The 25797-nt window shown below is 65.0% G+C and carries 29 protein-coding genes; 8 read left to right on the forward strand and 21 right to left on the reverse strand.

Annotated features, from left to right (window positions below; genetic code table 11):
* Positions 1-32 precede the first annotated feature (32 nt).
* Complete coding sequence (locus tag C8N34_RS11260) at positions 33-2381, forward strand: calcium-binding protein (protein ID WP_108128936.1); 2349 nt, start codon at positions 33-35, stop codon at positions 2379-2381.
* 16 nt (positions 2382-2397) lie between these two features.
* Here C8N34_RS11260 and C8N34_RS11265 read toward each other — a convergent pair whose 3' ends face one another.
* Positions 2398-3381: a glycosyltransferase family 2 protein gene (locus tag C8N34_RS11265; RefSeq protein WP_145693585.1), complete on the reverse strand. Its 984-nt coding sequence runs from the start codon at positions 3379-3381 to the stop codon at positions 2398-2400.
* Positions 3382-3428: 47 nt separating this feature from the next.
* Positions 3429-3749 (reverse strand): heme-degrading protein HmuQ, encoded by a 321-nt coding sequence (hmuQ, locus tag C8N34_RS11270; protein ID WP_054302406.1) that lies wholly within the window; start codon positions 3747-3749, stop codon positions 3429-3431.
* 126 nt (positions 3750-3875) lie between these two features.
* On the opposite strand from hmuQ, the gene pth reads away from it, so the two are divergent.
* From pth to C8N34_RS11285, 3 genes are read left to right on the forward strand one after another with little or no spacing between them, the layout of a single operon-like run.
* On the forward strand, positions 3876-4556 hold the full coding sequence (gene pth, locus C8N34_RS11275) for an aminoacyl-tRNA hydrolase (protein ID WP_054302407.1): 681 nt from the start codon (positions 3876-3878) through the stop codon (positions 4554-4556).
* A 29-nt stretch (positions 4557-4585) separates the two neighbouring features.
* On the forward strand, positions 4586-5749 hold the full coding sequence (locus C8N34_RS11280) for a serine hydrolase domain-containing protein (RefSeq protein ID WP_108128938.1): 1164 nt from the start codon (positions 4586-4588) through the stop codon (positions 5747-5749).
* A complete protein-coding gene (locus C8N34_RS11285) occupies positions 5742-6116 on the forward strand; it encodes a DUF2237 family protein (RefSeq protein WP_054302409.1) in 375 nt (124 codons plus the stop codon). The genes C8N34_RS11280 and C8N34_RS11285 overlap by 8 nt, the downstream gene beginning before the upstream one ends.
* Here the strand turns inward: C8N34_RS11285 and C8N34_RS11290 are convergent.
* The 11 genes from C8N34_RS11290 to C8N34_RS11340 all read right to left on the reverse strand — a co-directional run bounded on the left by C8N34_RS11290 (position 6101) and on the right by C8N34_RS11340 (position 14289).
* Positions 6101-6706, reverse strand: coding sequence for a helix-turn-helix transcriptional regulator (locus C8N34_RS11290; protein WP_108128939.1), 606 nt, complete (start codon positions 6704-6706; stop codon positions 6101-6103). The genes C8N34_RS11285 and C8N34_RS11290 overlap by 16 nt on opposite strands.
* A complete protein-coding gene (locus C8N34_RS11295; RefSeq protein ID WP_145693586.1) occupies positions 6703-7122 on the reverse strand; it encodes a hypothetical protein in 420 nt (139 codons plus the stop codon). Before C8N34_RS11295 ends, C8N34_RS11290 begins: the two co-directional genes overlap by 4 nt.
* Before the next feature lie 114 nt (positions 7123-7236).
* Positions 7237-7803 (reverse strand): hypothetical protein, encoded by a 567-nt coding sequence (locus C8N34_RS11300; protein ID WP_108128941.1) that lies wholly within the window; start codon positions 7801-7803, stop codon positions 7237-7239.
* Between the two features lie 168 nt (positions 7804-7971).
* Positions 7972-9204: a tryptophan synthase subunit beta gene (gene trpB / locus C8N34_RS11305; RefSeq protein WP_054302413.1), complete on the reverse strand. Its 1233-nt coding sequence runs from the start codon at positions 9202-9204 to the stop codon at positions 7972-7974.
* Positions 9205-9331: 127 nt separating this feature from the next.
* Complete coding sequence (locus C8N34_RS11310; protein WP_054302414.1) at positions 9332-9778, reverse strand: GNAT family N-acetyltransferase; 447 nt, start codon at positions 9776-9778, stop codon at positions 9332-9334.
* On the reverse strand, positions 9775-10413 hold the full coding sequence (locus C8N34_RS11315) for a phosphoribosylanthranilate isomerase (protein WP_054302415.1): 639 nt from the start codon (positions 10411-10413) through the stop codon (positions 9775-9777). Before C8N34_RS11315 ends, C8N34_RS11310 begins: the two co-directional genes overlap by 4 nt.
* A gap of 1 nt (position 10414) precedes the next feature.
* Positions 10415-10768 carry a LapA family protein gene (locus C8N34_RS11320; RefSeq protein ID WP_229825401.1) on the reverse strand — a complete coding sequence of 118 codons (354 nt, stop codon included), beginning with the start codon at positions 10766-10768 and terminating at the stop codon, positions 10415-10417.
* A 33-nt stretch (positions 10769-10801) separates the two neighbouring features.
* Complete coding sequence (gene ihfB / locus C8N34_RS11325; RefSeq protein WP_054302416.1) at positions 10802-11086, reverse strand: integration host factor subunit beta; 285 nt, start codon at positions 11084-11086, stop codon at positions 10802-10804.
* Between the two features lie 197 nt (positions 11087-11283).
* Positions 11284-12969, reverse strand: coding sequence for a 30S ribosomal protein S1 (gene rpsA / locus C8N34_RS11330; RefSeq protein ID WP_054302417.1), 1686 nt, complete (start codon positions 12967-12969; stop codon positions 11284-11286).
* A 167-nt stretch (positions 12970-13136) separates the two neighbouring features.
* Positions 13137-13637: a BLUF domain-containing protein gene (locus C8N34_RS11335; RefSeq protein ID WP_158640678.1), complete on the reverse strand. Its 501-nt coding sequence runs from the start codon at positions 13635-13637 to the stop codon at positions 13137-13139.
* Positions 13638-13701: 64 nt separating this feature from the next.
* Entirely contained in the window at positions 13702-14289 is a 588-nt protein-coding gene (locus C8N34_RS11340) for a (d)CMP kinase (RefSeq protein WP_108128943.1), read from the reverse strand.
* A 113-nt stretch (positions 14290-14402) separates the two neighbouring features.
* On the opposite strand from C8N34_RS11340, the gene bchE reads away from it, so the two are divergent.
* The gene (bchE, locus tag C8N34_RS11345) at positions 14403-15899 is read left to right on the forward strand and encodes a magnesium-protoporphyrin IX monomethyl ester anaerobic oxidative cyclase (RefSeq protein WP_108128944.1); all 1497 of its coding nucleotides are present in this window, start codon (positions 14403-14405) and stop codon (positions 15897-15899) included.
* Here bchE and aroA read toward each other — a convergent pair whose 3' ends face one another.
* The gene (gene aroA / locus C8N34_RS11350) at positions 15900-17243 is read right to left on the reverse strand and encodes a 3-phosphoshikimate 1-carboxyvinyltransferase (protein WP_108128945.1); all 1344 of its coding nucleotides are present in this window, start codon (positions 17241-17243) and stop codon (positions 15900-15902) included. It lies immediately after the preceding gene.
* 68 nt (positions 17244-17311) lie between these two features.
* Complete coding sequence (locus C8N34_RS11355) at positions 17312-18058, reverse strand: sulfite exporter TauE/SafE family protein (protein ID WP_108128946.1); 747 nt, start codon at positions 18056-18058, stop codon at positions 17312-17314.
* Between the two features lie 82 nt (positions 18059-18140).
* On the opposite strand from C8N34_RS11355, the gene C8N34_RS11360 reads away from it, so the two are divergent.
* Positions 18141-18803 (forward strand): FadR/GntR family transcriptional regulator, encoded by a 663-nt coding sequence (locus C8N34_RS11360; RefSeq protein ID WP_108128947.1) that lies wholly within the window; start codon positions 18141-18143, stop codon positions 18801-18803.
* A gap of 3 nt (positions 18804-18806) precedes the next feature.
* On the opposite strand, the gene C8N34_RS11365 is transcribed toward C8N34_RS11360, so the two are convergent.
* The 6 genes from C8N34_RS11365 to C8N34_RS11390 all read right to left on the reverse strand — a co-directional run bounded on the left by C8N34_RS11365 (position 18807) and on the right by C8N34_RS11390 (position 23818).
* The gene (locus C8N34_RS11365) at positions 18807-19856 is read right to left on the reverse strand and encodes an amidohydrolase family protein (RefSeq protein WP_108128948.1); all 1050 of its coding nucleotides are present in this window, start codon (positions 19854-19856) and stop codon (positions 18807-18809) included.
* An 80-nt stretch (positions 19857-19936) separates the two neighbouring features.
* Entirely contained in the window at positions 19937-20632 is a 696-nt protein-coding gene (trmB, locus tag C8N34_RS11370) for a tRNA (guanine(46)-N(7))-methyltransferase TrmB (protein WP_108128949.1), read from the reverse strand.
* An 83-nt stretch (positions 20633-20715) separates the two neighbouring features.
* The gene (locus C8N34_RS11375; protein WP_054302426.1) at positions 20716-21486 is read right to left on the reverse strand and encodes an ABC transporter permease; all 771 of its coding nucleotides are present in this window, start codon (positions 21484-21486) and stop codon (positions 20716-20718) included.
* Positions 21483-22190, reverse strand: a complete 708-nt coding sequence (locus C8N34_RS11380; RefSeq protein ID WP_199750662.1) for an ABC transporter permease — start codon at positions 22188-22190, stop codon at positions 21483-21485. The genes C8N34_RS11375 and C8N34_RS11380 overlap by 4 nt, the downstream gene beginning before the upstream one ends.
* Positions 22191-22231: 41 nt before the next feature.
* Positions 22232-23002, reverse strand: a complete 771-nt coding sequence (locus C8N34_RS11385) for a transporter substrate-binding domain-containing protein (RefSeq protein WP_082400850.1) — start codon at positions 23000-23002, stop codon at positions 22232-22234.
* A gap of 36 nt (positions 23003-23038) precedes the next feature.
* Positions 23039-23818, reverse strand: coding sequence for an ABC transporter ATP-binding protein (locus tag C8N34_RS11390; RefSeq protein WP_108128950.1), 780 nt, complete (start codon positions 23816-23818; stop codon positions 23039-23041).
* A 73-nt stretch (positions 23819-23891) separates the two neighbouring features.
* Between C8N34_RS11390 and C8N34_RS11395 the strand changes: the two genes are divergently transcribed.
* On the forward strand, positions 23892-24545 hold the full coding sequence (locus tag C8N34_RS11395) for a TetR/AcrR family transcriptional regulator (protein ID WP_108128951.1): 654 nt from the start codon (positions 23892-23894) through the stop codon (positions 24543-24545).
* The gene (locus C8N34_RS11400) at positions 24542-25729 is read left to right on the forward strand and encodes a pyridoxal phosphate-dependent aminotransferase (RefSeq protein WP_108128952.1); all 1188 of its coding nucleotides are present in this window, start codon (positions 24542-24544) and stop codon (positions 25727-25729) included. Before C8N34_RS11395 ends, C8N34_RS11400 begins: the two co-directional genes overlap by 4 nt.
* Positions 25730-25797: the final 68 nt, after the last annotated feature.

A 25797-nucleotide genomic window follows, 5' to 3' on the forward strand; every position in this document is an offset into this window, starting at 1 on the left:
GGTGCAGCCAGTTTCTACATTGGAGGTAACCGATGGCCACGATCAAAGGCTACGATGGCATCGACGACATTCTGGTCGGCAATCCCACGGAAAATGATTACCTGTACGGCGGCAGCGGCGACGACACTTATCGGTTCGACTCCCTGCCGGGTAATGATGTCGTCTATGACACCGAGGGCGCCGACAAGATCGAGTTCGACAGTTCGGTTACTGCCGGTATGCTGCGTATGAACATCAGCCCGTCGGATTATGATGACCTGCTGATCTCGATTGTCGACAGCAACGGCGCGGTGGTCGGAACGGTTTCCCTGAACGAACATTTCAACGGCGCCACCATCGAACAGCTGAAGCTGGCCGATGGGACGACGATGAACCTGACCGGCGGCCTGAAGATCCAAGGCACGATCTCGCAGACCACGCTGCGTGGCACCGGCAACAATGACACGCTGGTCGGCTCGGACCGGAACGAGACCCTTTATGGCGGCGCGGGCAACGATACCTACGTCATCTCGGCGGGTCAGGGTTCGAAACTTATTGAAGATTCGCAGGGCGCAGACACGCTCAGCCTCGACAGCTCGGTTCTCGCCCGCAATGTGCGCCTCAATACCAGCAGCAGCGATTATGATGATCTGGTCATCCGCCTGGTGGACGCGAACGAGAACATCATCGACACGATCTACCTGAACGAACATTTCAACGGCCGCCCGATTGAAACGCTGACCTATTCTGACGGTACCAGCGTGAACCTGCTGGCCGGGCTGACGATCCGCGGCGCGGTGAACGACACCACCCTGCGCGGCACCGATCTCAACGATTCGCTGATCATGTCCAGCCGCAATGAAACGCTTTATGGCGGCAATGGTGATGATACCTACATCTGGTCAAGCGCCGGTGGCAGCAAGCTCATCTATGACGGGCTTGGCAATGACGCGATCCAGATCAAGGGCGTCCCGGCTGCCCGCGTGCGGATGAGCGCGAGCACAAGCGACAGCGACGACCTGCGCATCTGGATCATCGACAAGAACGAGAATGTGCGCAGCACCCTGACGCTGGACGAGCATTTCAACGGTCACGGCATCTCGACCCTGCGGGTCGGCTCGGGCCAGGCCCTCGACCTGCTCGGCGGGCTGAAGATCCAAGGCGCTGTGGATCAGACGACGCTGATCGGCACCGCCCTGAACGACCGGCTGATCATGTCAAACCGCAACGAGACGCTGTATGGCGGCGGCGGCAATGACACCTATGTGCTGGGCAAGGGCGATGAAGCCAATTTCATCAGCGACAGCCAGGGGCGCGACCGCATTCTGGTCGAAAAATCCATCTCTGCTGCGAATGTACGGCTGAATGCCAATGGTTCTGACGATCTGCGGGTCATGGTGGTGGACCGGAACGGCAATGTCGTCAGCTCGATCACCATCGACAACCATTTCGACGGCCGCGCGATTGAAAGCCTTGTGTTCTCCGGCGGTGGCAGCATCGACCTGCGCGGCGGGCTGACCATCCAGGGCGCCGTGGATGTCACCAACCTTTACGGCACCGGCCAGTCCGATACGTTCATCGGCTCACAGCGCAATGAATACATGGCAGGTGGCAACGGGAACGACACCTACAAGTTCGAAGCCGGTTTCGGCGAGGATACCGTCTATGATATCGGCGGTCGCGACACGATCGAGATTACGGGCATCGACCCGGCGCGGGTCCGGCTGGTTCAGCCGTCGTTCAGCAATGACCTGCAAATCCAGGTGCTGAATGCCAAGGGGCTGGTGGCGGATCAGATCTCGCTGCGCAGCTATTACGCCAGCGGCTCGGCCAAGATCGAAAATCTGGTGATCGACGATCAGAGCTGGAATATCGCGCAACAGCTTGCCGGGCCGAAAACCAGCACCCGCGCCGATGTCGTGCAAAGCTTCTTCGGCGACACCACGATCAACGGCAAGGGCGGCAACGACAAGATCACCGATCTGTTCGGCAACAATACCGTCAATGGCGGCACGGGTCGGGATACGATCACAACTGGCGGCGGTCGGGACACGCTGGTCGGTGGCAGTGGGAACGATACCCTGTCGGGCGGCGGCGGCAATGACCGGCTCACCGGCGGCAGTGGCGCGGATCAGCTGACCGGCGGTGCCGGGCGCGACAGCTTTGTCTTCGCGCGGGGCATGGGCACCGATACCGTCACCGATTTTTCCAAGGGGATCGACAAGCTGGTGCTGAACGACAACCTCTGGGGCGGCGCAGACCTGACCAAGCGTCAGGTGGTGAACCAGTACGCCACAGATATCGGTGATGACATCGTTCTGGACTTCGGTGCGCGCGGCAAGATCGTGCTGGAGGATGTGGCCTCGCTCTACAAGCTGTGGAACAGCATCGAGATCATCTGATCCGACAGGGGGCCGGTCAGCCGGCCCCCTGCCCCGCCGCCGCCATGTGATGCTGCCAGCGGGGGTCTTGTTCCAGCGCATGTCCTGCTTTTTCGGCCAGCCGCCCCGCATAATCCGCACAGCACAGATGATGCAGCCGCGCGACGCCGGGCAGCGCCATGGCCCGCGCATGAAGGGCATCGAACTCGGCTTCATAGCGCAGGGCAGACAGGTCACGCCGCTCGTTCCGGTTGGTCGAACGATAATAGCTGTCGTTATAGCGATCAGCCCCCTGCACCGCTGACGGCGTGCCACGCTTCAGGCCCCAGCTTTCTTCGGATCGCAGCATGTAATGGTTCATCTGTGCCACTTCATGCGTCGTCAGCTCTGGCGGCAGGACACGCAGATACTGCGCCTCGTCCTGCCAGCCGGGAACCGGCACTCCTTCGGCATTCACCAGACGTGGTTCCGGCTCCGCCGCAGGATCGAGCCCGCGCGGCCCGTGTTCGGCCAGGGCGCGGAAGGCCTGCGGTTTGCGGTGGATCACCTTGATCCAGCGCGAGATCCAGTTGCGCGTCGGGCCTGCATTCAGGAAGGTGCGGTGGATCGGCGCATCCTCCCACCTTTCGATGCCAGAGGTGCCGAATACCCGCCAGTTGATCGCCATGGCGGTGAAATCGGGTGACGCCCCCAAAAGATCGGGCAGCTTGCCCGCGCCGCGATGGATGACCAGAAATTCATCGACATCGCAGACCAGCACCCAGTCAGCACGCCGCACCGCCCGGTGCCGCTTTGCCTGCCGCAGCTTCGCCGCCGTCACCTTGCCCCCGGCGGGCACCTCGGAGCGCAGATGGACCAGCCACCCCGCCGCCTGAAGCGCATCCAGCAGATCAGGCGATGGGTCGGTGCAGTCATTGGTGACGACAACAAGATCGGTAAAGCCGAGCATGCGATACCAGACCACCCATTCCACGATGAACGGGCCTTCGTTGCGCATCGAACAGACGACCGTGGCCCGCACCGCTTCTCCTTGTGTTTTCCGCAGGTTGGGCGGCGCGGGGCGCGCTGTCAACCGGCCATGGCGAGGCTTTGCACCGCGTCGAACACCTCAAGCTCGGGCGGTCCGGCATAGAGATCGCCATGCCCGCCCGCGCCGCGATGGGCCATGCGGAACGCCTCGGATTTCGTCCAGTCCTGAAAGGCCGTCTCGTTTTGCCACAGCGTATGCGAGGCATAAAGCGTATAGCCCTCACGCGCCGGGCCTTTCATCAGGTGAAAAGAGATAAAACCGGGAACGGACGGCAACTGGCTGTCGCGCGCCTTCCACACGGCCTCGAACGCCGCTTCCTGCCCGGGTTTGACCTTGAAACGGTTCATCGTCAGATACATCTGGCTGATCCTGTCCTGGGATTTCCGGCTGGAGGGCGGCAGGGAGAGAGCAAATCCACCGCGGCTGTCTGGCGTGGGGCACAGGATCGGGGTTAGAACGTCCGGGGTCAAGAGGCGGAGGGTGCGATGCAGCTTTGGGTGGGTCTGGGTAATCCGGGCGCGAAATATGCGGGCAACCGTCACAACATCGGCTTCATGGCGCTGGACCGTATCGCGGGGGATCATGGCTTTGGTCCCTGGCGCAAGGGGTTTCAGGGGCTGGTGTCCGAAGGCCGCTTCGGATCGGAAAAGGTGGTGCTGCTGAAGCCCGAAACCTTCATGAACCTTTCAGGTCAATCGGTCGGCGAGGCGCTGCGCTTTTACAAGCTGTCCCCGGGTGACGTGACCGTTTTTCACGACGAGCTGGACCTTGCCCCCGGCAAGCTGCGGCTGAAGACCGGCGGCGGGCATGCAGGCCACAACGGGTTGCGATCCATCCACGCGCATATCGGCGAGGCTTATCACCGCGTCCGGCTCGGCATCGGCCACCCCGGCCACAAGGATGCGGTGGCAAGCTATGTACTGCATGATTTCGCCAGGGCCGATCAGGACTGGCTGGATGATCTGCTGCGCGGTATCTCTGACGGCGCCCCGGCGCTCGCCGCCGGGGACGGGCCGCGCTTCCAGAATGCCGTGGCGCAACGCACGTCACCGCCCCGCCCCTCGACCGGGCGCGAGAAGGCGGGGCCAAAGCCTGCGCCTGACGCTACGGCACCGACAGAAGATACCCGTAACCCGCTGCAAAAACTGGCAGATCGTTTTCGCTGAACTATGATCGGCGCAACAGGGAGGAACCAATGCGCCGATTTCTGAAGATTCTGGGGGTCGTGACCCTGATCGTGGCCGCGCTTGCCGTGTGGAAGCGGGAAGAGATTATCCGGCTCCAGTCGGTCCTGACCCTGTTTGACGCGGATCGCATTACCGGCAATTTCAGCCATATGGACGCGGCCTTCCTGTCAACCCCGCTGCCCAAGGGGGACCGCCCCGCCCTGCCCCTGCCTCCCGGTCCGGCCTTCGATCTGCCGCCTGAAACCGAAGACTGGATCACCGACCGCCATGTCACCGCCCTGGTGATCCTGAAGGACGGCGCGCTGCGTCATGAGGGCTATTACCTTGTTACCGGCGCAATGGACCGTCGGATCAGCTGGTCGGTCGCCAAAAGCTTTCTCTCCGCGCTTCTTGGTACGGTGGTGACAGAGGGCGCCATCGACCTTGACGCGCCTGTGGATCAGTATGCCCCTGCGCTCCGCGGCTCTGCCTATGAAGGCGTGACGGTGCGGCAGGTCGCCAATATGACCTCGGGCGTGGCCTTCAACGAGGATTATCTGGATTTCTGGAGCGACATCAACAAGATGGGCCGGGTTCTGGCGCTTGGTGGTTCGATGGACAGCTTTGCCGCCGGGATCAAGACCCGGAGCGGGCCGCCCGGTGGAGCATGGCACTATGTGTCCATCGACACGCATATTCTGGGCATGGTGATCCGTGGCGCCACCGGACGCGGGATCGTGGATCTGATGTCGGAACGGATCGTCAAACCGCTCGGGCTGGAAGTGGAGCCCTATTATCTGACCGATGGTTATGGTCAGCCCTTCGTGCTGGGCGGACTGAATCTGATCACCCGCGACTATGCACGCATGGGCGAGCTGTTCCGCCGCGAGGGCCGGATCGACGGGCAGCAGATCGTGCCACAGGATTGGGTGGATGCCTCGACCCGCCCCCAGGCCGACACACCCGCAGACGGCATGGGCTACGGCTATCAGTGGTGGATTCCGCCGCAGGCCGAACCGGGTGAGTTCATGGCGCAGGGCATTTATGGCCAGTTCATCTATGTGAACCGGCGCGCAGGCGTTACCATTGCCTCCAATGCCGCTGACCGGGGCTTTACGGCGGCAGGCGTCGAGGACCAGAATGTAGCGATGTTCCGCGCTCTGGTGCGGGCACTGGAGGCAGCGGATGGATGAGCGCGAGGACAGTATCAACGTGTTGGGCGAGGCGCTGGAAAGCTGCTCGACACAGCCGCTGACCGGCTTCTGGCGGAATGGCTGCTGCGATACCGGCCCGGCAGATCGCGGGCGCCACACCGTCTGCGCGGTGATGACGGCAGAATTTCTGGCCCTGTCCAAATATCTGGGCAATGACCTGAGCACGCCGCGCCCGGAGTTCGGCTTTGCCGGACTGAAACCCGGCGACAACTGGTGTCTCTGTGCCGCGCGCTTTCTTCAGGCCCATGAGGAAGGCGCGGCACCGCAGCTCCGGTTGCGCGCCACCCACCGGCGCACGCTGGATATCGTACCGCTGGAGGTGCTGCGGCTTTACGCCGCCGACTGATCGCGCGACCGCACCCCCGGCTCGCGCGGTTTGGCCGCAGGGTTGCCGGGCGCACCAAGGCGCAGCGGATCGTCGTCGCGCATCAGCTCATCAATGAAGAGGCTCAGCAACTGCGGCCGCCCGCTGACCCCTGCCTTGCGATAGATCGCATTGGTCTGCGCCTTCACCGTACCCTCTGACGTTTCGCGCAAGCCTGCGATCTGGGCGGTGGACAGGCCCTTGATGGCGAACAGCGCCACATCGCGTTCTGCCGGCGTCAGCCCCCATTCACCAAACCGTTCCTCAAGAATTTCGGCGAAGGCCCCCGAAGCACGGCGCAACCGTTCCTCGGCCACATTACGCTCGGCCATGGCGAGCCGCAGTGCCCATGCCCCCAGTGCGATGCCGGTCACCAGACCCAGCGCCGCGCCCAGTTCCAGCAGTTCGCGGAATTGCCAGCTGAGCGGACCGGCGTTGAAGCCGATCACCGAAGACAGGATATCGGTGATAAAAACTGCCGCGCAGAGGATCTGGAACAGCAGCAAAACCGCAAGCCCGATCGGGCGGCGCGTCAGAAACCGGTGCAGGCCGTTGCGTCCCGGTCCCTTCATTCGGTGCCCGTTCCCACATCACCGACGGCGCCGCCGTCAGTCTGGCCATCATTTGAGATGCCGACATCGACCCCCTCGGAAATATTTGGCGTCTTGTCAGTCACGTCGCGCACGGTGGTGTTGCCGGGCGCGTTGGCCCGCTCGTCCCCGGCATACCGATGATCGGTGCGCAGCAGGTCGCGCAGAATTTCGCCGGTGATCGGGTTGACGACGATCTCGCGCTTACGGTCCCCACGCTCTGCCGTCACCCGCACCCGGCCCAGAAAGGTGCGGCTGACCACGATCCGGCCATAGCCCTGTTCTTCCAGCTGCGAAACGATCTGGCCCTGAACGGCATCGGCGGGGTCTATCTGCGCCGCGACGGGCGTTGCGGCCAGCAGGGCCGCAACCAGGATCGGCAGAACATTCGGTCGCATTTCATGCTCCAGCATTCACGACAAAGAAAGCGGTCGGGGCGCTCCGCGTCCCGACCCTTGCCCATCGCGCCAGGTCGCAGGGTGGCAGGCCCCGCGCCCGGCGTCAATCGCGGCTCAGCGGTCGCCGCAGCGATAGGCGACGCCCGCAAGTCCGCAACGATCCGTCGGGCGCTCGCCGCCCGGCGCACGGCCCGCCATCTGCGACCTGCCGCCGCGCTGCTGCTGGACGCCGGCGGTCATGGACATGACCTCTGCATCATCCACCACCACGCCGCCACAAGCCTCGCAGAAATCAGGATCACCGCCCGCCCACATGGTGTCGTCATCCACCGTGACGCTGTCATCCAGAGGGTCACCCAGCTCGACATCGACCGGCTCGGGGGTTTCACCCTCGTCCTCGACAACACCGCCGCAGGCCTCGCAGAAATCCGGGTTGCCGCCCGCCCAGACCGGGCCATCCTCGGCGTCATCTGCCGTCTCGTCAGAGGCAGGTTCGCCCTTGTCATCGCCGCGCCACATCTTGTCGCCTGGCGCACCGTCCTCGGCCGAAGCCAGCCAGATCCGTGCCTCCGAAGCAGCACCACCCTTGGCCAGTTGCAGCACCGGCAGTACGGGCGCGGCCCATGCCACGCCGGACACCAGAACTGCGGCCGCCGCCCCCGCCAACAACCTGCCCGTCATTCCCGATTTCATTCTTGTCGCTCCATCGTTACCTCAACACCGCGCCGGATCGGCTGCGGTTGTGTCATGAGGCCACGGAGACGAGGGGCGCACCATTCGCCGGATGTTTAGCGCCCGTCCCACAGAGTTGAAACTGCCGCACTAAACCGGGGTTTAGGCGGCAATTCCCTAGATCTTCATGTCGAAGCCCAGATGTTTGGCGACAGTGAAGATGTCCTTGTCGCCACGGCCACACATGTTCATCACGATGATATGGTCGCGGGGCAGCGTCGGCGCCAGCTTGATCACATGGCCAAGGGCATGGCTGGGTTCGAGCGCCGGAATGATTCCCTCCAGCTTGCAGCACAGCTGGAACGCTTCCAGCGCCTCGGCATCGGTGATGGAAACATATTCGGCGCGGCCGGTATCGTGCAGCCAGGCGTGTTCCGGCCCGATTCCGGGGTAATCAAGGCCCGCGCTGATCGAGAAGCCTTCCAGAATCTGCCCATCCGGATCTTGCAGCAGATAGGTGCGGTTGCCATGCAGCACGCCGGGGCGTCCGCCGGTCAGACTGGCGCAATGCTGCATCCGGTCATCCACGCCCTTGCCGCCCGCCTCGACCCCGATGATGCGGACCGAAGGATCATCGAGGAAGGGGAAGAACAGACCCATGGCATTGGACCCGCCCCCGATGGCGGCGATGATCGTATCGGGCAGGCGGCCTTCGCCTTCCTGTTCCGCCAGCTGCCAGCGCACTTCTTTGCCGATGATCGACTGGAAGTCGCGCACCATGGCCGGATAAGGGTGCGGCCCCGCCACCGTGCCGATGCAGTAAAAAGTATCGCGCACATTGGTCACCCAGTCGCGCAGCGCATCATTCATCGCGTCTTTCAGCGTACCCCGGCCCGAAGTAACCGGGATGACCTCGGCGCCCAGCAGGCGCATGCGGAAGACGTTGGGCGCCTGGCGTTCGACATCATGCGCGCCCATATAGACCACGCATTTCAGCCCGAACTTGGCGCAGACCGTAGCCGTTGCCACGCCATGCTGGCCCGCGCCGGTTTCGGCGATGATGCGGGTCTTGCCCATGCGGCGGGCAAGGATGATCTGGCCCAGCACATTGTTGATCTTATGCGCGCCGGTATGGTTCAACTCGTCGCGCTTGAGATAGATTTTCGCGCCGCCCAGATGCTCGGTCAGGCGGGGCGCGAAATACAGCGGCGAAGGGCGGCCGACATAGTGTTTCCACAGGTCATCCATCTCGGCCCAGAAGGTCGCATCCGTCTTGGCGTGGTTGTAGCGCTCTTCCAGTTCCAGGATGAGCGGCATCAGCGTTTCCGACACGAAACGCCCACCGAAAAGGCCGAAACGGCCCTGTTCGTCCGGCCCCGTCATGAAGCTGTTGATCCCGTCCTCGGCCATGGCTTCCCCCTGCGATTACGCCTTCGATGTAGCGAGTTTGCGCCAGCGGGGAAAGGGGGCTTTCCGCCCCCTCTGCCCTGCGGGCATTCACCCCCGAGGATATTTTGGCCAGGATAAAGGGCGCCGGTCAGTCGAGCGACTTCTTGTAGCCCAGGTGACTGGCTTCATAGCCCAGCCGGTCATAGAAGGCATGGGCGCGGGTGCGGCTTTTGTCGGTGGTCAACTGGATGATCCGTGCACCGGCGGCATGGGCGCGGCTCTCGGCCTCTGCCATCAGGGCGGCGCCGATCCCCTTGCTGCGCAAATCGGGCGCGGTGCGGACGGATTCGACCAGAGCGCGGGTCATGCCCTGCCGCGAAAGGCCGTGCAGGATGGTGAGCTGGCAGGTGGCGACAATGCGGCCCTCGACCTCGCCCACGATGATCTCATGCATCGGATTGGCGGCGATGGCATCGAACCCGGTCAGATAAGGCGCAAGATCGCTGCTTTCGCGGGCGCGGCCCAGCGGATCGTCGGTCAGCAGCGCGACAATGGCGGGCACATCGGCACGGGTAGCGGTACGGAATCGGATCATTGCGCCGCCTTTGCGAAAGCCGCGATGCGGGCGTGATCCTTCACCCCCGGTGCGCTTTCGACGCCGGAAGACACATCGACCTGCCGCGCATTGGTCAGGCGGATCGCCTCGGCCACGTTTTCGGGCGTGAGGCCGCCCGCCAGCATCCAGGGTCGGAGCCAGCGGCGCTGCGCAACCAGCCGCCAGTCGAAACTAAGGCCGTTGCCGCCCGGCAGCGCCGTATTCTTCGGCGGCTTGGCGTCGATCAGCAACTGATCGGCCGTCGCGGAATAATCGAAAATCGCGGCCAGATCGCCTTCATCCGCCACGCCCACCGCCTTCATCACCGGCAGACCATAGCGCGCGCGCACCTCGGCCACACGGTCCGGGCTTTCGGCACCATGAAGTTGCAGCATGTCCAGCGGCACCGCCTCGATGATCGCGTCCAGCGCCGCATCATCGGCATTCACCGTCAGCGCCACCTTGGCCAGCCCCGGCGGCGCCGCAAGCGCCAGATCGCGCGCGGTGGCCAGATCAAGATGCCGCGGGCTTTTGGGGAAGAACACAAAGCCCGCATAGGCAGCACCAGCGGCAGCGACGGCGGTGACATCAGCTACGGTCCGCAGACCGCAGATCTTTACCCGGATGTCGGCCATGTCAGGCTTTCTTTTCCAGCAGCGCCATCACATCGTCCTGCGGCTGACCCTTGGCATCACGCATCGCGGCCAGTTCCCGTTCCAGCCGCTGCGCCTCGGCCGTCTTGGTGGAGGCGACACGACGGTGCCGGTGTTCGCGCAACCATTCCCAGACGAAGCCGATCAGCAAGCCCACCGCCACGCCGCCGAAGATGGCAACGAACAGCGGCACCTCGACCTGCGAGTTCCAGCCGACAACCTGCGCCACATCGCCGGGCAGCACGCTGAGCGTGACCAGGGTGCGATTGGCGAAAGCAATGGTCAGCAGGACAAGCCCGATGACCAGAAGAACGAGATACCTCAGATACCGCAGCATCGGCGCAAGCGCCCCCTTTCCTTGCGCGCGCCGTCAGGCCTTGCCGTTCAGCCGGTCGCGCAGCAGTTTGCCCGTCTTGAAGAAGGGCACCTTCTTGTCTTCCACCTCGACCGCCTCGCCGGTGCGGGGATTGCGGCCGGTGCGGGCATCCCGCGCCTTGACCGAAAACGCGCCGAAGCCACGCAACTCGACCCGGTCACCGCGCGCAAGCGCCTCGATGATCTCGTCGAATACAGTGTTTACGATTCGCTCGACATGGCGTTGCGTCAGATGCGGATTGGCGTCCGCGATTTTCTGGATCAGTTCCGACCGGATCATCGGCGATGTCCCCCCCGGGGCGTTGTGGCAGCAGCCCGTTTTTGTTGTGCTATGGACTATAAGCAAGAAATCCGGGGGGACAAACGAAAAGCCGTGCAATCGCCGTAGGTTGGCAGTGCAGCATGGCAAAAACCCGCCATCAAAGGCAAAGGCCCCGCCGGTTGGCGGGGCCTTCACGCGATTCATGGGCCGCGAAATCAGCCGCGGTCGGCGCCCTTGAGGGCCGCGCCGAGGATGTCACCCAGCGACGCCCCCGAATCAGACGAGCCGTATTGTTCCACGGCTTCCTTCTCTTCCGCGATTTCGCGGGCCTTGATCGACAGGCCCAGACGGCGGGTTTTCGAATCCACGTTGGTCACGCGGGCATCGACTTTGTCGCCAACCTGGAAACGCTCGGGGCGCTGGTCCTGACGGTCGCGGGCCAGATCCGAACGGCGGATGAAGGATTTCATGCCGTTGTAATCAACCTCGATGCCGCCTTCCTCGATCGCGGTGACCGCGACGGTGATGACCGAGCCACGCTTCACGCCGTCAACCGCTTCGGTGAAGGTGTCGTCGCCCAGCGCCTTGATCGACAGCGAGATACGTTCTTTCTCGATGTCCACCTCGGTGACGGCGGCTTTCACCACATCGCCCTTGCGATAGTTCTGGATGGCGTCCTCGCCGCGCTGGTCCCACGACAGGTCGGACAGGTGAACCATGCCGTCGATGTCGTTTTCCAAGCCGATGAACAGACCGAATTCGGTGATGTTCTTGACTTCACCCTCGATGGCGGTGCCGACCGGATGGGTTTCAGCAAAGACTTCCCACGGATTGCGCTGGGTCTGCTTGAGGCCGAGCGACACGCGGCGCTTGGCGCTGTCGATTTCCAGAACCATGACGTCCACCTCTTGCGAGGTCGAGACGATCTTGCCGGGGTGCACGTTCTTCTTGGTCCAGGACATTTCCGAGACGTGAACCAGACCTTCGACGCCGGCTTCCAGCTCCACGAAGGCGCCGTAATCGGTGATGTTGGTCACGCGGCCCTTGTGGACCGAACCGATCGGATAGGCACGTTCCACGGCATCCCACGGGTCGGACTGAAGCTGCTTCATGCCGAGGCTTATGCGGTGGGTTTCCTTGTTGATCTTGATGACCTGAACCTTGACGGTCTCGCCGATCGACAGGATTTCCGACGGGTGGTTCACACGGCGCCATGCCATGTCGGTGACGTGCAGCAGGCCGTCAACGCCGCCCAGATCCACGAAGGCACCGTATTCGGTGATGTTCTTGACAACACCCTCGACGGTCTGACCTTCGCTGAGGTTCGCGATGACTTCGGCGCGCTGTTCGGCACGCGATTCTTCCAAGATGGCGCGGCGCGAGACAACGATGTTGCCGCGGCGACGGTCCATTTTCAGGATCTGGAAGGGCTGCTTGATGCCCATCAGCGGGCCGGCATCGCGCACGGGGCGCACATCGACTTGCGAGCCGGGCAGGAAGGCCACGGCACCGCCCAGATCGACGGTGAAGCCACCCTTGACGCGACCGAAGATCGCGCCTTCGACGCGGGTCTCGTTGGCGTAGGCTTTTTCCAGACGGTCCCAGGCTTCTTCGCGACGGGCCTTGTCACGCGAGATGACGGCTTCGCCACGGGCGTTCTCGACGCGGTCCAGATAGACCTCGACCTCATCGCCGACATTGATCGACGGGGCTTCGCCGGGATTTGCGAATTCTTTCAGATCGACACGGCCTTCCATTTTGTAGCCGACGTCGATGATGGCCTGGCCCGCCTCGATGGCGATGACCTTGCCCTTGACGACCGAACCCTCTTCGGGGGTATCGATCTCGAAGCTTTCCTTCAGGAGGGCTTCGAATTCATCCATGGATGCTTTGGCGCACATATGCAGTTCAGTCCTTTTCATGGTTTTCTGGCCATGCGGTTGGCTCCGCCGGTCTTTGATGGCCCCGAACGGGAAAGGCCCGGAGAACCGGGCCGAGTCACCTTGGGATGGGCGCGCTATACCGGCTTTGGGCCAACGGGGCAAGGGAAAGGCACGCGGAAGGCCGGTCAGGCCATCTGCTCCAGCCGGGACAGGTAGGCGTCATCGGTCTCTCCCGGCATCCGCGCCTGCGGAAAGCCGGAGCCGAACCGCAGCGTATCTGCCGCCACACGCGCAAGGGCGAGGATGAGATCGCGCGCCTGCGCCACCGAAACCGGCGGAGGCGCGCCATCGCCTTTCAGTTCCAGCCCGTGCTCCATCTCGAAGAAATGGTCATAGCCCAGTGCCCAGCCCTCGAACGGGCTTTCCGCGCTGCCGTCCTCGTCCAGCAGCATGTCAAATCCACTGTGCCTTTCGTCCGCCGCAATCCGGGCCAGCAGGGCCTCCATCGCCGCCTGCGGCCCGTGCAGTGCCTGCAGGAACTGATCGGCCGTGCGAACCAGATAGCCGGTGATTCCGGAAGCCGCGTTGAACTGTAACGCCGTCCGCAGGATTGCGACGTCGCTGCGGTCGAAATCCGGGTGGCTGGGCAGGCTGCGGTACAGAATCTGCCGGTAGGGTGCGGACATGCGTGGAAACTCCAGAAGCCCCTGTATTAGCGGCAAAACCTGCCCGGCGGTCAAGACGGTTCTGTCACCCCGGCAACTGCGCCTGCACCAGGGCGATGGCCTGCGCAATCGCCTCTTCCGGCCCAAGGCCGGACGTATCCAGCAGCACGGCATCCGCCGCAGGTTTCAGCGGTGCATCTGCGCGGTTCATGTCGCGGTCATCACGTTCGCGCACCTCGGCCAGAACCCGTGCGGCATCTCCGCCGACCTCCAGCCAGCGGCGATGGGCCCGCACCTCGGCGCTGGCCGTCACGAACAGTTTCACCTCGGCCTCGGGGCAGATCACGGTGCCGATGTCGCGCCCGTCCAGCACGGCCCCGCCCTCGCGCCGCGCGAAGCGGCGCTGAAAGTCCAGAAGCGCGGCGCGAACCTCGGGGATGACCGCAACGCGGCTGGCGGCCAGACCGGCCTCCAGCGTGCGGAGATCGTCGCGCGCAAGATCCTCCGGCGTCAGGCCATTCGCTGCCGCGACCGGATCACCGCCCTTCACCCCGACGGCACGATAAAGCGCGCCGGTATCCAGATGCGCAAAGCCGAAACGCGCCGCGACCGCCCGGCTGATCGTGCCCTTGCCTGCCGCCGCAGGCCCGTCGATTGCCACCGTGAAGATCATCGCATTCTCTCCGCTTTGCTCTGGCGCGGTTTATGCCTCGGGGCGCGCAAGGTCAATTCTTGGCAAGCCCCGCCGCCCGTGGGAGGCTGTAATCGTATCTGTGCAGGAGCCGCATGAGAATCGCCCTTCTGAACCCGCCGCATCGCGCCATCGGCTCGCGTGTGCCGAAAGAGCAACTGCCGCCGCTGGGGCATCTGGCGATTGGCGGGCCGCTGATCGACGCGGGCCATGCAGTACGTCTGATCAATGCCGACCCCGGCCCGATGACGGATGCGGAAATCCTTTCCGCCCTGATGGAAAAACCGCCCGAGGCTGTGCTGATCGGGCACGCGGGGTCGACCTCGGCGCATCCGGTGGTGGCGCGGCTTGCGCCCCTGATCCGCGCAGCGCTGCCCGAGGCGCATATCGTCTATGGCGGGGTCTATCCCAGCTATCATTGGCAGGAGGTGCTGACTGACTGCCCCGAGATCGACGTGGTGGTGCGGGGAGAAGGCGAGGTCACCGCGCCCCGCCTGATCGCGGCGCTGGAGGCTGGCGCCGATCTTGCGACAGTCCCAGGCATCGCCTTCCGGCGCGACGGCCAGCCCCATGCCACGCCGCCTGCGCCGATGCTGCGCGACCTCGACAGCGCCCGCATCGGGTGGGAACTGGTGGACCTGTCGCGCCACAGCTATTGGGGCGGCAAGCGCGCGGTAATCCTGCAATTCTCGCGCGGGTGCCCGCATCTGTGCACCTATTGCGGCCAGCGCGGTTTCTGGACGCAATGGCGCCATCGCGACCCGGTGAAATTCGCGGCTGAGATCGCCTGGCTGGTGCGCGAACACGGCGTCGAGCTGGTAAACCTCGCGGACGAGAACCCGACCTCCTCGCGCAAGGCGTGGAAAGCGTTTCTGGAGGCGCTGGTGGCGACCGGGGTGAAGGTCACCCTCATCGGATCGACCCGCGCCGATGACATCGTGCGCGACGCGGACCTGCTGCCGCTTTACAAACGCGCCGGTTGCCTGCGCTTTCTGCTGGGGCTGGAGGGCACGGACGAGGCCACGCTCGCCACCGTCCGCAAGGGCGGCACGCGGGCAAAGGACCGTGAGGCCATAGGCCTTCTGCGCGCGCATGGCATGATCGGGCTATGCACCTTCGCCGTGGGGTTCGAGGAGGAAACCGACGCCGATTACGCGCGGCTTTTGCGGCATCTGCTAGTCTATGACCCCGATCAGATCATGTCGGTCTATGCCACACCGCACCGCTGGACATCGTTCTTCGGGCAAAGCGCACATCGGCGGGTGGTTCAGACCGATCTGAGCCTTTGGGATTACAAGCATCAGGTGCTGGAAACTCCGCGCGTGCCAGCCTGGCGGGTGTTCCTCTGGGTCAAGCTGATCGAGGCTGTGGTGCAACTGCGCCCGCGCGCGCTGGCGCGGATCTGGTTGCAGAAAGACCCCGAACTGCGTCATGCACAGCGTTGGTATACCGCCATGGGGCGTGGCGTCTGGCTGCGCGAGTTCCGCGATGCATTCCGCTTTCGCGCGCGGCCCGGCCCGACGGTCGAAACCTTCCTCGGGGCCGGGCAATTGCCGGAAAACGCGCTGGACCGCCGCCGCGACGCCGCGTGATCAGCGCGTCAGCGTCGCGCCAAGCCCGGTCATCAGCCCTTCAAAAATCGGGAAGGAGGTGACGATGGGCGAGGCGTCATCCACAGAAACCGGCTTCTGCGCCGCCATGCCGCAGACGAGGAAGCTCATGGCGATGCGGTGGTCGAGATGGGTCGCCGCCGTGGCGCCGCCGGGCACACCGCCCGCGCCCATGCCATGCACGATCAGCGTATCCTCGTCTTCCTCGATGGTCACGCCGCAGGCCTCAAGGCCCCGCGCCATGGCGTCGATGCGGTCGCTTTCCTTCACCCGCAACTCCTTGACGCCGCGCATCACCGTCTTGCCGGTCGCAAAGGCCGCCACGACCGACAGGATCGGGTATTCGTCGATCATGCTCGGCGCGCGTTCGGGGGGCACCTCGATGCCCTTCATATTGCCCGAGAAGCGGACGCGCAGGTCGGCCACAGGCTCGCCGCCTTCCTCGCGCAGGTTCTGGAACTCGATCTCCGCCCCCATCTCGACCAGCGTGATGTAAAGCCCGTTGCGGGTCAGGTTCTGGCTGACACCGGGCACGAGGATGTCAGAGCCTTCGACGATCAGCGCCGCACAGACCGGGAAGGCGGCAGAGGACGGATCGCGCGGCACCGCCACGGTCTGCGGGCGCAGCTCCGGCTGGCCCTTCAGGGTGATGATATGCCCCTCCGCCCCCTTTTCCACATGCAGCTCGGCGCCGAAACCCAAGAGCATGCGTTCGGAATGGTCGCGCGTCGGTTCCCGCTCGATCACCACGGTTTCGCCCGGCGCATTCAGACCGGCCAGCAGCACCGCCGATTTGACCTGCGCACTGGCGACAGGCAGCGCATAGCGCACCGGCACCGGGTTCGCGGCGCCCACGATGGTCATGGGCAGGCGCCCGCCCTGCCGCCCGTAGGCCCGCGCGCCGAACAGCGCCAACGGGTCGGTCACCCGGCCCATCGGGCGTTTGCGCAAGGACGCGTCGCCCGTGAAGGTCGCGGTCATGTCGGTGGTCGCCATGCAGCCCATGATGAGCCGCACGCCGGTACCGGAATTGCCGCAGTCGATCACATCGGCCGGCTCGCGGAATCCACCCACGCCCACACCATGCACCGACCAGGCGCCCGGCCCGTGCTGCGTCACCTCGGCCCCGAAGGCGCGCATCGCCTTGGCGGTATCCAGCACGTCCTGTCCTTCCAGAAGGCCGGTGATCTTCGTCTCGCCCACAGCCATGGCCCCGAAGATCAGCGCGCGATGGCTGATCGACTTGTCGCCCGGCACGGCGGCCGTCCCGCTCAGCGGGCCCGACTTGCGGGCGGTCATCGGTTGCGCGTCACCATGGCCGGACATTCTGGGGCTCCCTCTCATCCTTGCCCCCGCGTTAGCGCAAGCGGGGACGACGGTCCAGCCCCGCCGCTTCAGCGCAGGAAAAACACCACCGCCATCCCCAGCCCGATCACCACGATCAGGGCCCGCAACACCGCAACCGGCATCCGCCGCGCCAGCCCCGCGCCGATCCAGCCACCCAGCGTGCAGGCGGCAGCCATGATCAGCCCCTCATACCAGCCGATCAGCCCGGCAATGGCAAAAGCCGCACAGGACAGCACCGCCATCAGCCCCGAAAGCAGCACTTTCAGCCCGTTCATTGTGTTGAGATTGGTGAACCCGATCAGCCCGAACAGCGCCAGCAGCAAGATGCCCAGACCGCCGTTGAAATAGCCGCCGTAAACCGCCACCACAAAGACCAGCGCCGCGCTGAGGCCCGGCCCGGTCGCCCCCATGCCGCGCGCCCGCAGCGTCGCCAACAGGCGCGGACCAAAGGCGAACAGCCCCGTCGCCACCAGAAGCAGTACCGGCACCAGCCCGTCAAACACATCCGAAGGCGTAACCAACAGCAACAGCGCGCCTGTGACTGAACCCACCAGCGACAGCGCGATGATCTGCCACAGCTTCAGCGCCCCTTCCGACCGGATATCATGGCGAAAGCCCCAGGCGCCGCCCAAATAGCCGGGCAGCGCCGCAAAGGTTGCCGTGGCATTGGCGGCCACCGAGGGCAGACCGGCCCAGACCAGCGCCGGGAAGGTCAGGAAGGTGCCGCCTCCTGCCACTGAGTTCAGCACCCCGGCCACGAAGCCCGTCACCGCCAGAACCAGTATCTCGACCATTGCCCGCGCCCTCCCCGGCGATCCCTTGACCCGTCATGTGCCCCGGTCCAGATTGGTCTGCAAATTGGTCCGGGGAGCGATCATGGCCCGACACGATGACATCCTGCCCCGGCTGCGCGATCTGGCCGAAGGCCCGCCGCGCCGCCTGCCCCCTGAACGTCAGTTGGCCGCCGATCTGGGATGCAGCCGCCAGAGCCTGCGCGCGGCCCTCGCCATACTGGAAACCGAGGGCCGGATCTGGCGCCATGTCGGCCAGGGCACCTTCACCGGCCCGCGCCCCGGCCCGGCCCCGCTGCGGGAAAACCTGCTGATCGAGGCCGCTACGCCCGAGGCGCTGATGCACGCCCGTCTTTTGCTGGAACCCGCCATTGCCGGGGCCGCCGCCGAACGTGCAACACCCGCCACCTGTGCCCGGCTGTCGGCGCTGGTCGGCTCGGGGCGCAGCGCACGCGACCGGCAGGCCGCTGAAGCCGCGGACGAGGCTTTTCACGCCGCCCTCGCCGATGCGGCGCGCAATCCCGTTCTGATTGCCGTGATGCGCTTCCTGTCACGCGCACGGCGGCGTGTCGGCTGGCAACAACGATGGGAGACCGCTTATCGCCGCGCCGGGGTTGATGCCTTCACCGGCCTGCACAGCGACCAACATGCCGCCGTGGTCATGGCCGTCGCGGCAGGAAACGGCCCGCAGGCCGCCAGCGCCATGCGCGAACATCTGGAAACCATCGCCCGCATGATGGAGAGATAGGCCTCAGCCCTCACCCAGCCAGCGTGCCGGATTGACCTCGGCAATCTGGCGAAACAGCGTCTCGCCCAAACCAAAGCGCAACCGCACTGCAACGGCGCGCTCTGACAACGCCTCTTGCCGGGTCATGTAGAAATCCGATCCGAACAGCACGCGTTCGCGCAGGCGAGGATGCGCCATGAACAGCCGCAGGAAGGGCAGAAACGCCTCCGACTGGAACAACGTATAGGACACATCGGTCCACAGGTTCGGGAAATCACCGCTTTCGATCATCCCGCGCAGGGCGATCAGGAAGTTGCCGTCGCGCGCTGCCGGATCATAGGGGTCCAGCCCTTCGCCGATATACCGCTCCCAATCGCTTTGCCCGCCGAAATGCGCAAGATTCACCTGCATCTTCGGGAAGGCCCGCAGCACGGGCGTGAAAGCCATCGGATGCGACAGGCGATCCGCCTCGGCCCGGCTCAGCCGCCCCGTCACCCCGCCGCGCGAACAATGGCTGACCACCGCCAGCCCGCGCGCGTTCAGCAACGGATAAACCTCACGCATCAGCACCGGATGATCGGGGGCATAGCCGATGCGGGGGTAAAGCTTCAGCCCGCGAAAGCCCAGATCCTCGATGCAGCGCCGCACCTCCGCCGCAGCGCCGGGCAGACGCGGGTCGCAAGCCGCGACGGGGAGGATCAGCCCCGGCCAGGCACGGGCCAGTGCCGCCAGCTCGTCGTGCTGCGCCCGCAGATCGGCAGTGACCCGCCCCTGCCCCAGCCCGGCCATCTGCATCGGCAAGACGACAAAGCGCGTGCCCGCCGGGTATTGCGCGATGAGGCGGTCAAAGATTTCCGCCTGCCCGCCTGCCTGCGCTTCGGCCTGAAAGCGATGCAGCCGCCCCAGCGCCGCCGCCGCGCGCTCCTGCCCCAGCACGCCCGCCCCGAGGGCAAGAGCGCGCAGCAGCCACGGCAGCCGCTTGAACGGCATCAGCAGAACATGCGGATAGCGGGCGGGGATATGCCGCCCGGTGAAGGTGTGGACATGACAATTCGTGATGGCAAGGCGCGACATGCAGGCTCTCCGGTCGGATGACCGGCCAAGCCTGCCCACATGCCCGCAAAAACCCGGCTAAGGCAGCGCGCGTTGCGTCTTCAGCCCTGACGGCGGAAGGTCAGGTAATTCGGTGCGCGCCCTTCGCGCAGGGCCTTCTGCTCGTACCGGGTCGACAGCCAGTCCTCCCATGCCCCGCCCTCACCAGCCTGCCGGATCAGATCAAACCCGGCGGGCGGCACCTCCTCCAGTGTCTGACGGACATAATCGGGAATGTCGGTCGCCACCCGGAACTCGGCCCCCGGCTGCATCACACGCGCCAGCGCCGACAGATAGCCCGGCGTCACGAAGCGCCGCCGGTGGTGCCGCGCCTTGGGCCATGGATCAGGGTAGTTGAGGAAACATTTCTCGACACAACTATCCGGCAGCACGTCGAACAGATCGCGCACATCCCCCGGATGGATAACGAGATTATCCAGCCCCGCCTGCCGCACCTTGCCCAGCAGCATGGCGACACCGTTCACGAAAGGCTCGCAGCCGATAATGAACACGCCAGGATAGCGCGCGGCCATATGCACCAGATGCTCGCCGCCGCCAAAGCCGACCTCCAGCCAAAGCGGTCGCCCGCCGGTCAGTTTGGCAAGGTCCAGCGGGGTGCGGGCCGGATTGTCGGCCCGCGTCACCCCCGACAGGCTGATGCGGCCCAGATCCTCGGCCAGATATTGCTTCTGGCTGGCACGCAACGTCTTGCCATGGGTCCGGCCGTAGAAATTGCGCCGCTCTGTTTCTTCCGTCATCACCGGCCTCCTTCGGACGGCGGGGGCCTACCCCCCGGCACGGCGCCGGTCAAGCCGTTGCAGAGGGGCGTCTGCCATCTGCTTCAGGCCACACGCGACGGGATGCGCCCCTCGAACCAGCGGAAGCCCAGCACGATGATGCCGGTGATCGCCATATAGACCACCGCGAGCAAGAGCAGCGGTTCATAGGTGATGAAGGTGTCCTGCCGGACCCGGCTCGCGACGGCATAGATATCAACCACGGTGATGGTGGCAACCAGCGGTGTGGCCTTCAGTTGCAGCACCGTCTCGCCGCCGAGCGTCGGCAGCGCGCGGTGCAGCGCCTGCGGCAGCCAGATCCGGCGCAGGATGGTCAGGCGCGGCATACCCATGGCACGCGCGGCCTCCAGCTGCCCCTTCGGCACGCCCTTGAAGGCGCCGCGCATCACCTCGCCCTCATACCCTGCAAAGCTGAGCGTCAGGGCCAGCAGCCCGTAGGGCCAGGCCTGCCGCAGGATGGGCCAGAACTCGCTTTGCCGGATCCAGGGGATCGTCGGGAACAGCGACCCGAGGCCGTAATAAAGCAGCCAGAGTTGCAGCAGAAGCGGCGTGCCCCGGATCACCGTGCAGAAGGTGCGGGCAGGCCAGGCGAGGATGCGCGGCCCCACCGCCTGCGCCAGCCCCAGCGGGATGGCCAGCGCCATACCCAGCACGATGGAGGCCGCCAGCAGCCAGATCGTGCGCCAGATGCCCTGCGCCGCAAGGCCCAGATAATTTGGCACCCAGTCCCAGCGCAGGTTCAGCACCGACCAGACGACAATCACCAGCGCGATCAGCGCCATGACGATGCGATGCGGTTTCCAGAATGCCCTCATCCGTGCAGCTCCGGCTGGCCACGGCGGGCACGGCGTTCCAGCCGGGCGAACAGCCAGCCCGAGCCGATGGAGAGGATCAGGTACAGCACCCCCGCCGCCATGAAGAAGGTGAAATAGGCTTTCGTCGCACCGGCTGCCTGCCGGGTTTCCTGCGTCAGTTCGCCAAAGCCCACAACCGCCAGCAGCGCGGTGTCCTTGGTGGCCACCAGCCACAGGTTCGCCAGCCCCGGCAGCGCGTTCGAAAGCATCAGGGGCAGGGTCACGCGCCGGGCCAGCAGACCGGGTGGCATGCCCATGGCGCGGGCGGCCTCGATCTGTCCAGCGGGCACCGCCTGAATGGCGCCGCGCAGCACCTCGGTCGCATAGGCGCCCTGCACCACGCCCAGAACGGCAATCCCGGCAGCAAGGCCGGAAATCTGGATCCGGTCATAGCCAAAGGCGAGCAGCGTCTGGTTCACCGCATCGGTAACCGCATAGTAAAGTATGAGGATCAGCACCAGTTCCGGCACCGCCCGCACGACGGTCGTGTAGACCGCCAGCAGGTCGCGCAGCACCGGCCCGCCGTAAAGCTTGCCAAAGGCACCCAGCGTGCCGATCCCTATGCCAAGCCCGAAGGCCCCACAGGCGATAAGGATCGAATTCCACAAGCCACGCAGCAGGTTCGCCCCCCAACCGGGAGGCGAAAGTTGCAGAAGTTCAAACATGGAAGCCGCGCCTGCGGCCCCGACCAGCGCCGTCACGGCCATCAGCCGCCGTAGATCGACGAGCTGAAGTAGGGTTTGGAGATTTCCTCATAGGTGCCATCCTCCAGCACCTTGGCGATCCCGGCGTTGAACTTGGCCTTCAGCTCTTCGTCGCCCTTGCGCAGACCGACGCCGACGCCAAGGCCCAGAACATCCGGGTCATCCGCCACCGCGCCCTTGACCTCGCAGCAGGCCGCCCCTGCCTCGGATTTCAGGAAATCGTCCAGCGCAATGCTATCGGCCTGCGTGGCGTCGATCCGGCCCGCGACCAGATCCTGATTGGCCTCATCCTGGGTCTGGTACACCTTGATCTCGGCCACCGCGTCCTTGAAGTGTTTCTGCGCATACGCCTCGTGGATGGTCGAGACCTGCACGCCGAGGATCTTGCCTTTCAGCCCCTCGGCATCGGCGGTCATCGCATCGGCCTTCGGCCCGACGATCACGGTCGGGGTGTTGTAATACTTGTTCGAGAAGTCGATGGTCTTCATCCGTTCTTCGGTGATCGACATAGAGGCCATGATGGCGTCGATTTGACCGGCAGTCAGCGCGGGAATGATGCCGTCCCAGGCCACCGGCACGATCTCGCATTCCATTTCGGCCGCCTTGCAGACTGCACCGATCATATCGACCTCCCAGCCGACCCACTTGCCCGAGGCATCGGGCGAGGCGAACGGCGGATAGGGTTCGGCGGCGATGCCTACCTTCACCGGCGCGGCCATGGCAGCCCCGCCCATCATCAGCACCGCCGTCAGCGTCAGCGCGAGTTTTTTCATCTTGTTACCCCTTCTGTTGGATAATTTGGCGGCTCTTCAGGCCACGCTTTTCAGGAATTGCTGTAATCTTTCGGAACGCGGCGCGCCGAACAGCTGTTCAGGCGGGCCTTCCTCCTCGATCAGACCGTTGTGCAGGAAGACGACATGGCTGGCGACCTCCCGCGCGAATTTCATCTCATGCGTGACGAGGATCATGGTGCGCCCTTCGGCGGCCAGATCGCGGATCACTGCCAGAACCTCACCCACCAGTTCCGGGTCCAGCGCCGAAGTTGGTTCGTCAAACAGCATGGCACGCGGCTCCATGCACAGGGCGCGGGCGATTGCGGCGCGCTGCTGCTGTCCGCCCGACAGGAAAGCCGGATAGACGTCGGCCTTCGCCGAAAGCCCGACGCGCGCCAGCAGGCGTTCGGCGCGGGCAATCGCCTCGGCCTTCGGCACACCCAGCACATGTACCGGAACCTCGATCAGGTTTTCAAGAATCGTCCGGTGAGACCAAAGGTTGAATTGCTGGAACACCATGCCAAGGCTCTGGCGCAGCCGTTCGATCTGCTTTCGGTCAGCGGGGCTGCCATCTGGACGCATCGCCACAGCTTCATTGCCGATGATGATCTTGCCCGCGCTTGGCGTTTCCAGAAAGTTGATGCAGCGCAGCATGGTCGACTTCCCGGAACCGGAACCGCCGATCACCGCCACCACATCGCCTTCGCGCGCCGCCAGCGAGACCCCTTTCAGCACCTCAAGCTGGCCGAAGGATTTGTGCAATCCTTCGATGCGGATTGCCTCGGGCCGGGGGACATCGCCATCTGGTCGCGTCATCGGAACTCCGTCACTGGGTGATTGCAGTAAGCCCCGATCCCTGTAATTATGCAAGTGTATAATTGAGGTGCCCATGCAAGGCGAACGGCGCAAGTTCAGACGGGAGGGTGAGGAGCGGCGGCGCGATGCGCTGGTTTCCGCAGCCCTGGACCTGATATCCGAGGGCGGCCCTTCGGCCGCGACTGTCCGCGCCATTGCCGAACGGGCAGGCGTTACGCCCGGCCTGATTCGTCACTATTTCCAGACGAAAGAGGAACTGACCCGCGAAGCCTATCGCGCGCTGATGCACCGGATGAGCAGCGAAAATGCCGCGGTGCTGGAGGCCGCGCCAGCCGATCCCATGGCCCGGCTGGCCGCCTTCGTCGCCGCCGCGCTGCGCCCGCCGGTGGTCGATCCGCGCAGCATGGGCCTTTGGGCCGGGTTTCTGCATCAGGTGCGCTCCGATCCCGCGATGGCCGCGATTCACGCCGAAACCTATCTGGGCTATCGCGACCTGCTGCAGGAACTCATCGCCGCCCTGCCGGGGCACAACGATCCTGCCCGGCTGCGCACACTCGCCATCGCCTGCAACGGCGTGATCGACGGGCTGTGGCTGGAAGGCTGCGCCCTGCCGGAGGCTTTTGCGCCCGGCGAACTCGAACATATCGGGCTGGAAGCTGTCGGCGCCATTCTTGGTCTCGACCTTGCCGCCAGCCTGCCCCCCGCCATGCCAGAGGAAACGCCATGAAATACGCCTCCGTCACCGAACGCCTCGCCGATCTGGGCGGCGCGAAATGGGAAATCCACGCCCGCGCCCGCCGGATGAAAGCCGAAGGCACCGCCGTGCTGGAATTCACCATTGGCGAACCGGATGTGCCCTGCCCGCCCGAACTGATGGAAACCGCCGCGCGCGCCATGCTGTCGGGGCGCACCGGCTATTCCAATGGCCAGGGCGAGCCAGGGCTGCTGCGGGCGCTGGCCGCGCGCTATTCCATCCGGCGCGGGCGGCACATCGGCCCGGAACAGGTGATGTGCTTCCCGGGCACCCAGACCACGCTCTACGCCGTCTTCATGGCCATCGCCGAGGCAGGGGCTGAAGTCATCGTTGGCGACCCGATGTATGCGACCTACGAAGGGCTGATCCGCGCCACAGGCGCCACGCCGGTTCCGGTGACGCTGCGCCCCGAACGCGGCTTCCGGCTCGATCCGGCCGATGTCGCGGCCGCCGTTACCCCGGACACGCGCGCGATTTTCCTCAACACCCCGCACAACCCCACCGGCGCCGTGCTAACGCGCGAGGACATCGCTGCCATCAGCGAGGTTGCCCGCGCCCATGACCTGTGGATCGTGTCGGACGAGGTCTATGAGGATCTGGTGTTTGAAGGCGTTCACTTCACCTCGCCGCTCGATCTGGCCGAACTGGCAGACCGCAGCATCACCTGCGCCTCGATCTCCAAATCCCACGCGGCGCCCGGCTTCCGTTCGGGCTGGTGCGTCGGCCCTGCCGAGTTCTGCGCCCGCCTGCTGCCGCTGTCGGAAACCATGCTCTTCGGCAATCAGCCCTTCATTGCCGACATGACAACTCAGGCAGTCAGCCATCCCTCGCCGGTTGCCCCCGGCATGGCTGCGCGTTTCGCGGCCCGAGCCACCATGATCCACGACAAGCTGCATGGCACTGCGGGCCTGCGCGTCCATCGCCCCGATGCGGGCATGTTCGCCCTGGTCGACGTGCGCGCCACCGGCCTTTCAGGCGAGGCCTTCGCGCAAAGCCTGCTCGATGCCGAACATGTCGCCGTCATGCCGGGCGAAAGCTTCGGCGCCGCGCTTTCCGGCTGGCTGCGCCTCGCGCTCACCCAACCCGACGCCGCTATTGCCGAAGGCTGCACCCGCATCGCCCGCCATGCGGCGCGCTTCCGCGCCGACGCCGCCTGATTTCACCTTGGTCCAAATATCCCGGGGGTGAGCGCCGAAGGCGCGAGGGGCAGCGCCCCTCCCCGCAG

The organism is Gemmobacter caeni (assembly GCF_003054195.1).
Classification (GTDB): Bacteria; Pseudomonadota; Alphaproteobacteria; order Rhodobacterales; family Rhodobacteraceae; genus Gemmobacter; species Gemmobacter caeni.

Excerpts from the sequence above, each read along its gene's own strand:
- C8N34_RS11260 (WP_108128936.1), top strand. The coding sequence starts at position 33 with ATGGCCACGATCAAAGGCTACGATGGCATCGACGACATTCTGGTCGGC.
- hmuQ (WP_054302406.1), bottom strand. The coding sequence starts at position 3,749 with ATGTATCTGACGATGAACCGTTTCAAGGTCAAACCCGGGCAGGAAGCG.
- pth (WP_054302407.1), top strand. The coding sequence starts at position 3,876 with ATGCAGCTTTGGGTGGGTCTGGGTAATCCGGGCGCGAAATATGCGGGC.
- C8N34_RS11280 (WP_108128938.1), top strand. The coding sequence starts at position 4,586 with ATGCGCCGATTTCTGAAGATTCTGGGGGTCGTGACCCTGATCGTGGCC.
- C8N34_RS11285 (WP_054302409.1), top strand. The coding sequence starts at position 5,742 with ATGGATGAGCGCGAGGACAGTATCAACGTGTTGGGCGAGGCGCTGGAA.
- C8N34_RS11290 (WP_108128939.1), bottom strand. The coding sequence starts at position 6,706 with ATGAAGGGACCGGGACGCAACGGCCTGCACCGGTTTCTGACGCGCCGC.
- C8N34_RS11295 (WP_145693586.1), bottom strand. The coding sequence starts at position 7,122 with ATGCGACCGAATGTTCTGCCGATCCTGGTTGCGGCCCTGCTGGCCGCA.
- C8N34_RS11300 (WP_108128941.1), bottom strand. The coding sequence starts at position 7,803 with ATGACGGGCAGGTTGTTGGCGGGGGCGGCGGCCGCAGTTCTGGTGTCC.
- trpB (WP_054302413.1), bottom strand. The coding sequence starts at position 9,204 with ATGGCCGAGGACGGGATCAACAGCTTCATGACGGGGCCGGACGAACAG.
- C8N34_RS11310 (WP_054302414.1), bottom strand. The coding sequence starts at position 9,778 with ATGATCCGATTCCGTACCGCTACCCGTGCCGATGTGCCCGCCATTGTC.
- C8N34_RS11315 (WP_054302415.1), bottom strand. The coding sequence starts at position 10,413 with ATGGCCGACATCCGGGTAAAGATCTGCGGTCTGCGGACCGTAGCTGAT.
- C8N34_RS11320 (WP_229825401.1), bottom strand. The coding sequence starts at position 10,768 with ATGCTGCGGTATCTGAGGTATCTCGTTCTTCTGGTCATCGGGCTTGTC.
- ihfB (WP_054302416.1), bottom strand. The coding sequence starts at position 11,086 with ATGATCCGGTCGGAACTGATCCAGAAAATCGCGGACGCCAATCCGCAT.
- rpsA (WP_054302417.1), bottom strand. The coding sequence starts at position 12,969 with ATGTGCGCCAAAGCATCCATGGATGAATTCGAAGCCCTCCTGAAGGAA.
- C8N34_RS11335 (WP_158640678.1), bottom strand. The coding sequence starts at position 13,637 with ATGTCCGCACCCTACCGGCAGATTCTGTACCGCAGCCTGCCCAGCCAC.
- C8N34_RS11340 (WP_108128943.1), bottom strand. The coding sequence starts at position 14,289 with ATGATCTTCACGGTGGCAATCGACGGGCCTGCGGCGGCAGGCAAGGGC.
- bchE (WP_108128944.1), top strand. The coding sequence starts at position 14,403 with ATGAGAATCGCCCTTCTGAACCCGCCGCATCGCGCCATCGGCTCGCGT.
- aroA (WP_108128945.1), bottom strand. The coding sequence starts at position 17,243 with ATGTCCGGCCATGGTGACGCGCAACCGATGACCGCCCGCAAGTCGGGC.
- C8N34_RS11355 (WP_108128946.1), bottom strand. The coding sequence starts at position 18,058 with ATGGTCGAGATACTGGTTCTGGCGGTGACGGGCTTCGTGGCCGGGGTG.
- C8N34_RS11360 (WP_108128947.1), top strand. The coding sequence starts at position 18,141 with ATGGCCCGACACGATGACATCCTGCCCCGGCTGCGCGATCTGGCCGAA.
- C8N34_RS11365 (WP_108128948.1), bottom strand. The coding sequence starts at position 19,856 with ATGTCGCGCCTTGCCATCACGAATTGTCATGTCCACACCTTCACCGGG.
- trmB (WP_108128949.1), bottom strand. The coding sequence starts at position 20,632 with ATGACGGAAGAAACAGAGCGGCGCAATTTCTACGGCCGGACCCATGGC.
- C8N34_RS11375 (WP_054302426.1), bottom strand. The coding sequence starts at position 21,486 with ATGAGGGCATTCTGGAAACCGCATCGCATCGTCATGGCGCTGATCGCG.
- C8N34_RS11380 (WP_199750662.1), bottom strand. The coding sequence starts at position 22,190 with ATGTTTGAACTTCTGCAACTTTCGCCTCCCGGTTGGGGGGCGAACCTG.
- C8N34_RS11385 (WP_082400850.1), bottom strand. The coding sequence starts at position 23,002 with ATGAAAAAACTCGCGCTGACGCTGACGGCGGTGCTGATGATGGGCGGG.
- C8N34_RS11390 (WP_108128950.1), bottom strand. The coding sequence starts at position 23,818 with ATGACGCGACCAGATGGCGATGTCCCCCGGCCCGAGGCAATCCGCATC.
- C8N34_RS11395 (WP_108128951.1), top strand. The coding sequence starts at position 23,892 with ATGCAAGGCGAACGGCGCAAGTTCAGACGGGAGGGTGAGGAGCGGCGG.
- C8N34_RS11400 (WP_108128952.1), top strand. The coding sequence starts at position 24,542 with ATGAAATACGCCTCCGTCACCGAACGCCTCGCCGATCTGGGCGGCGCG.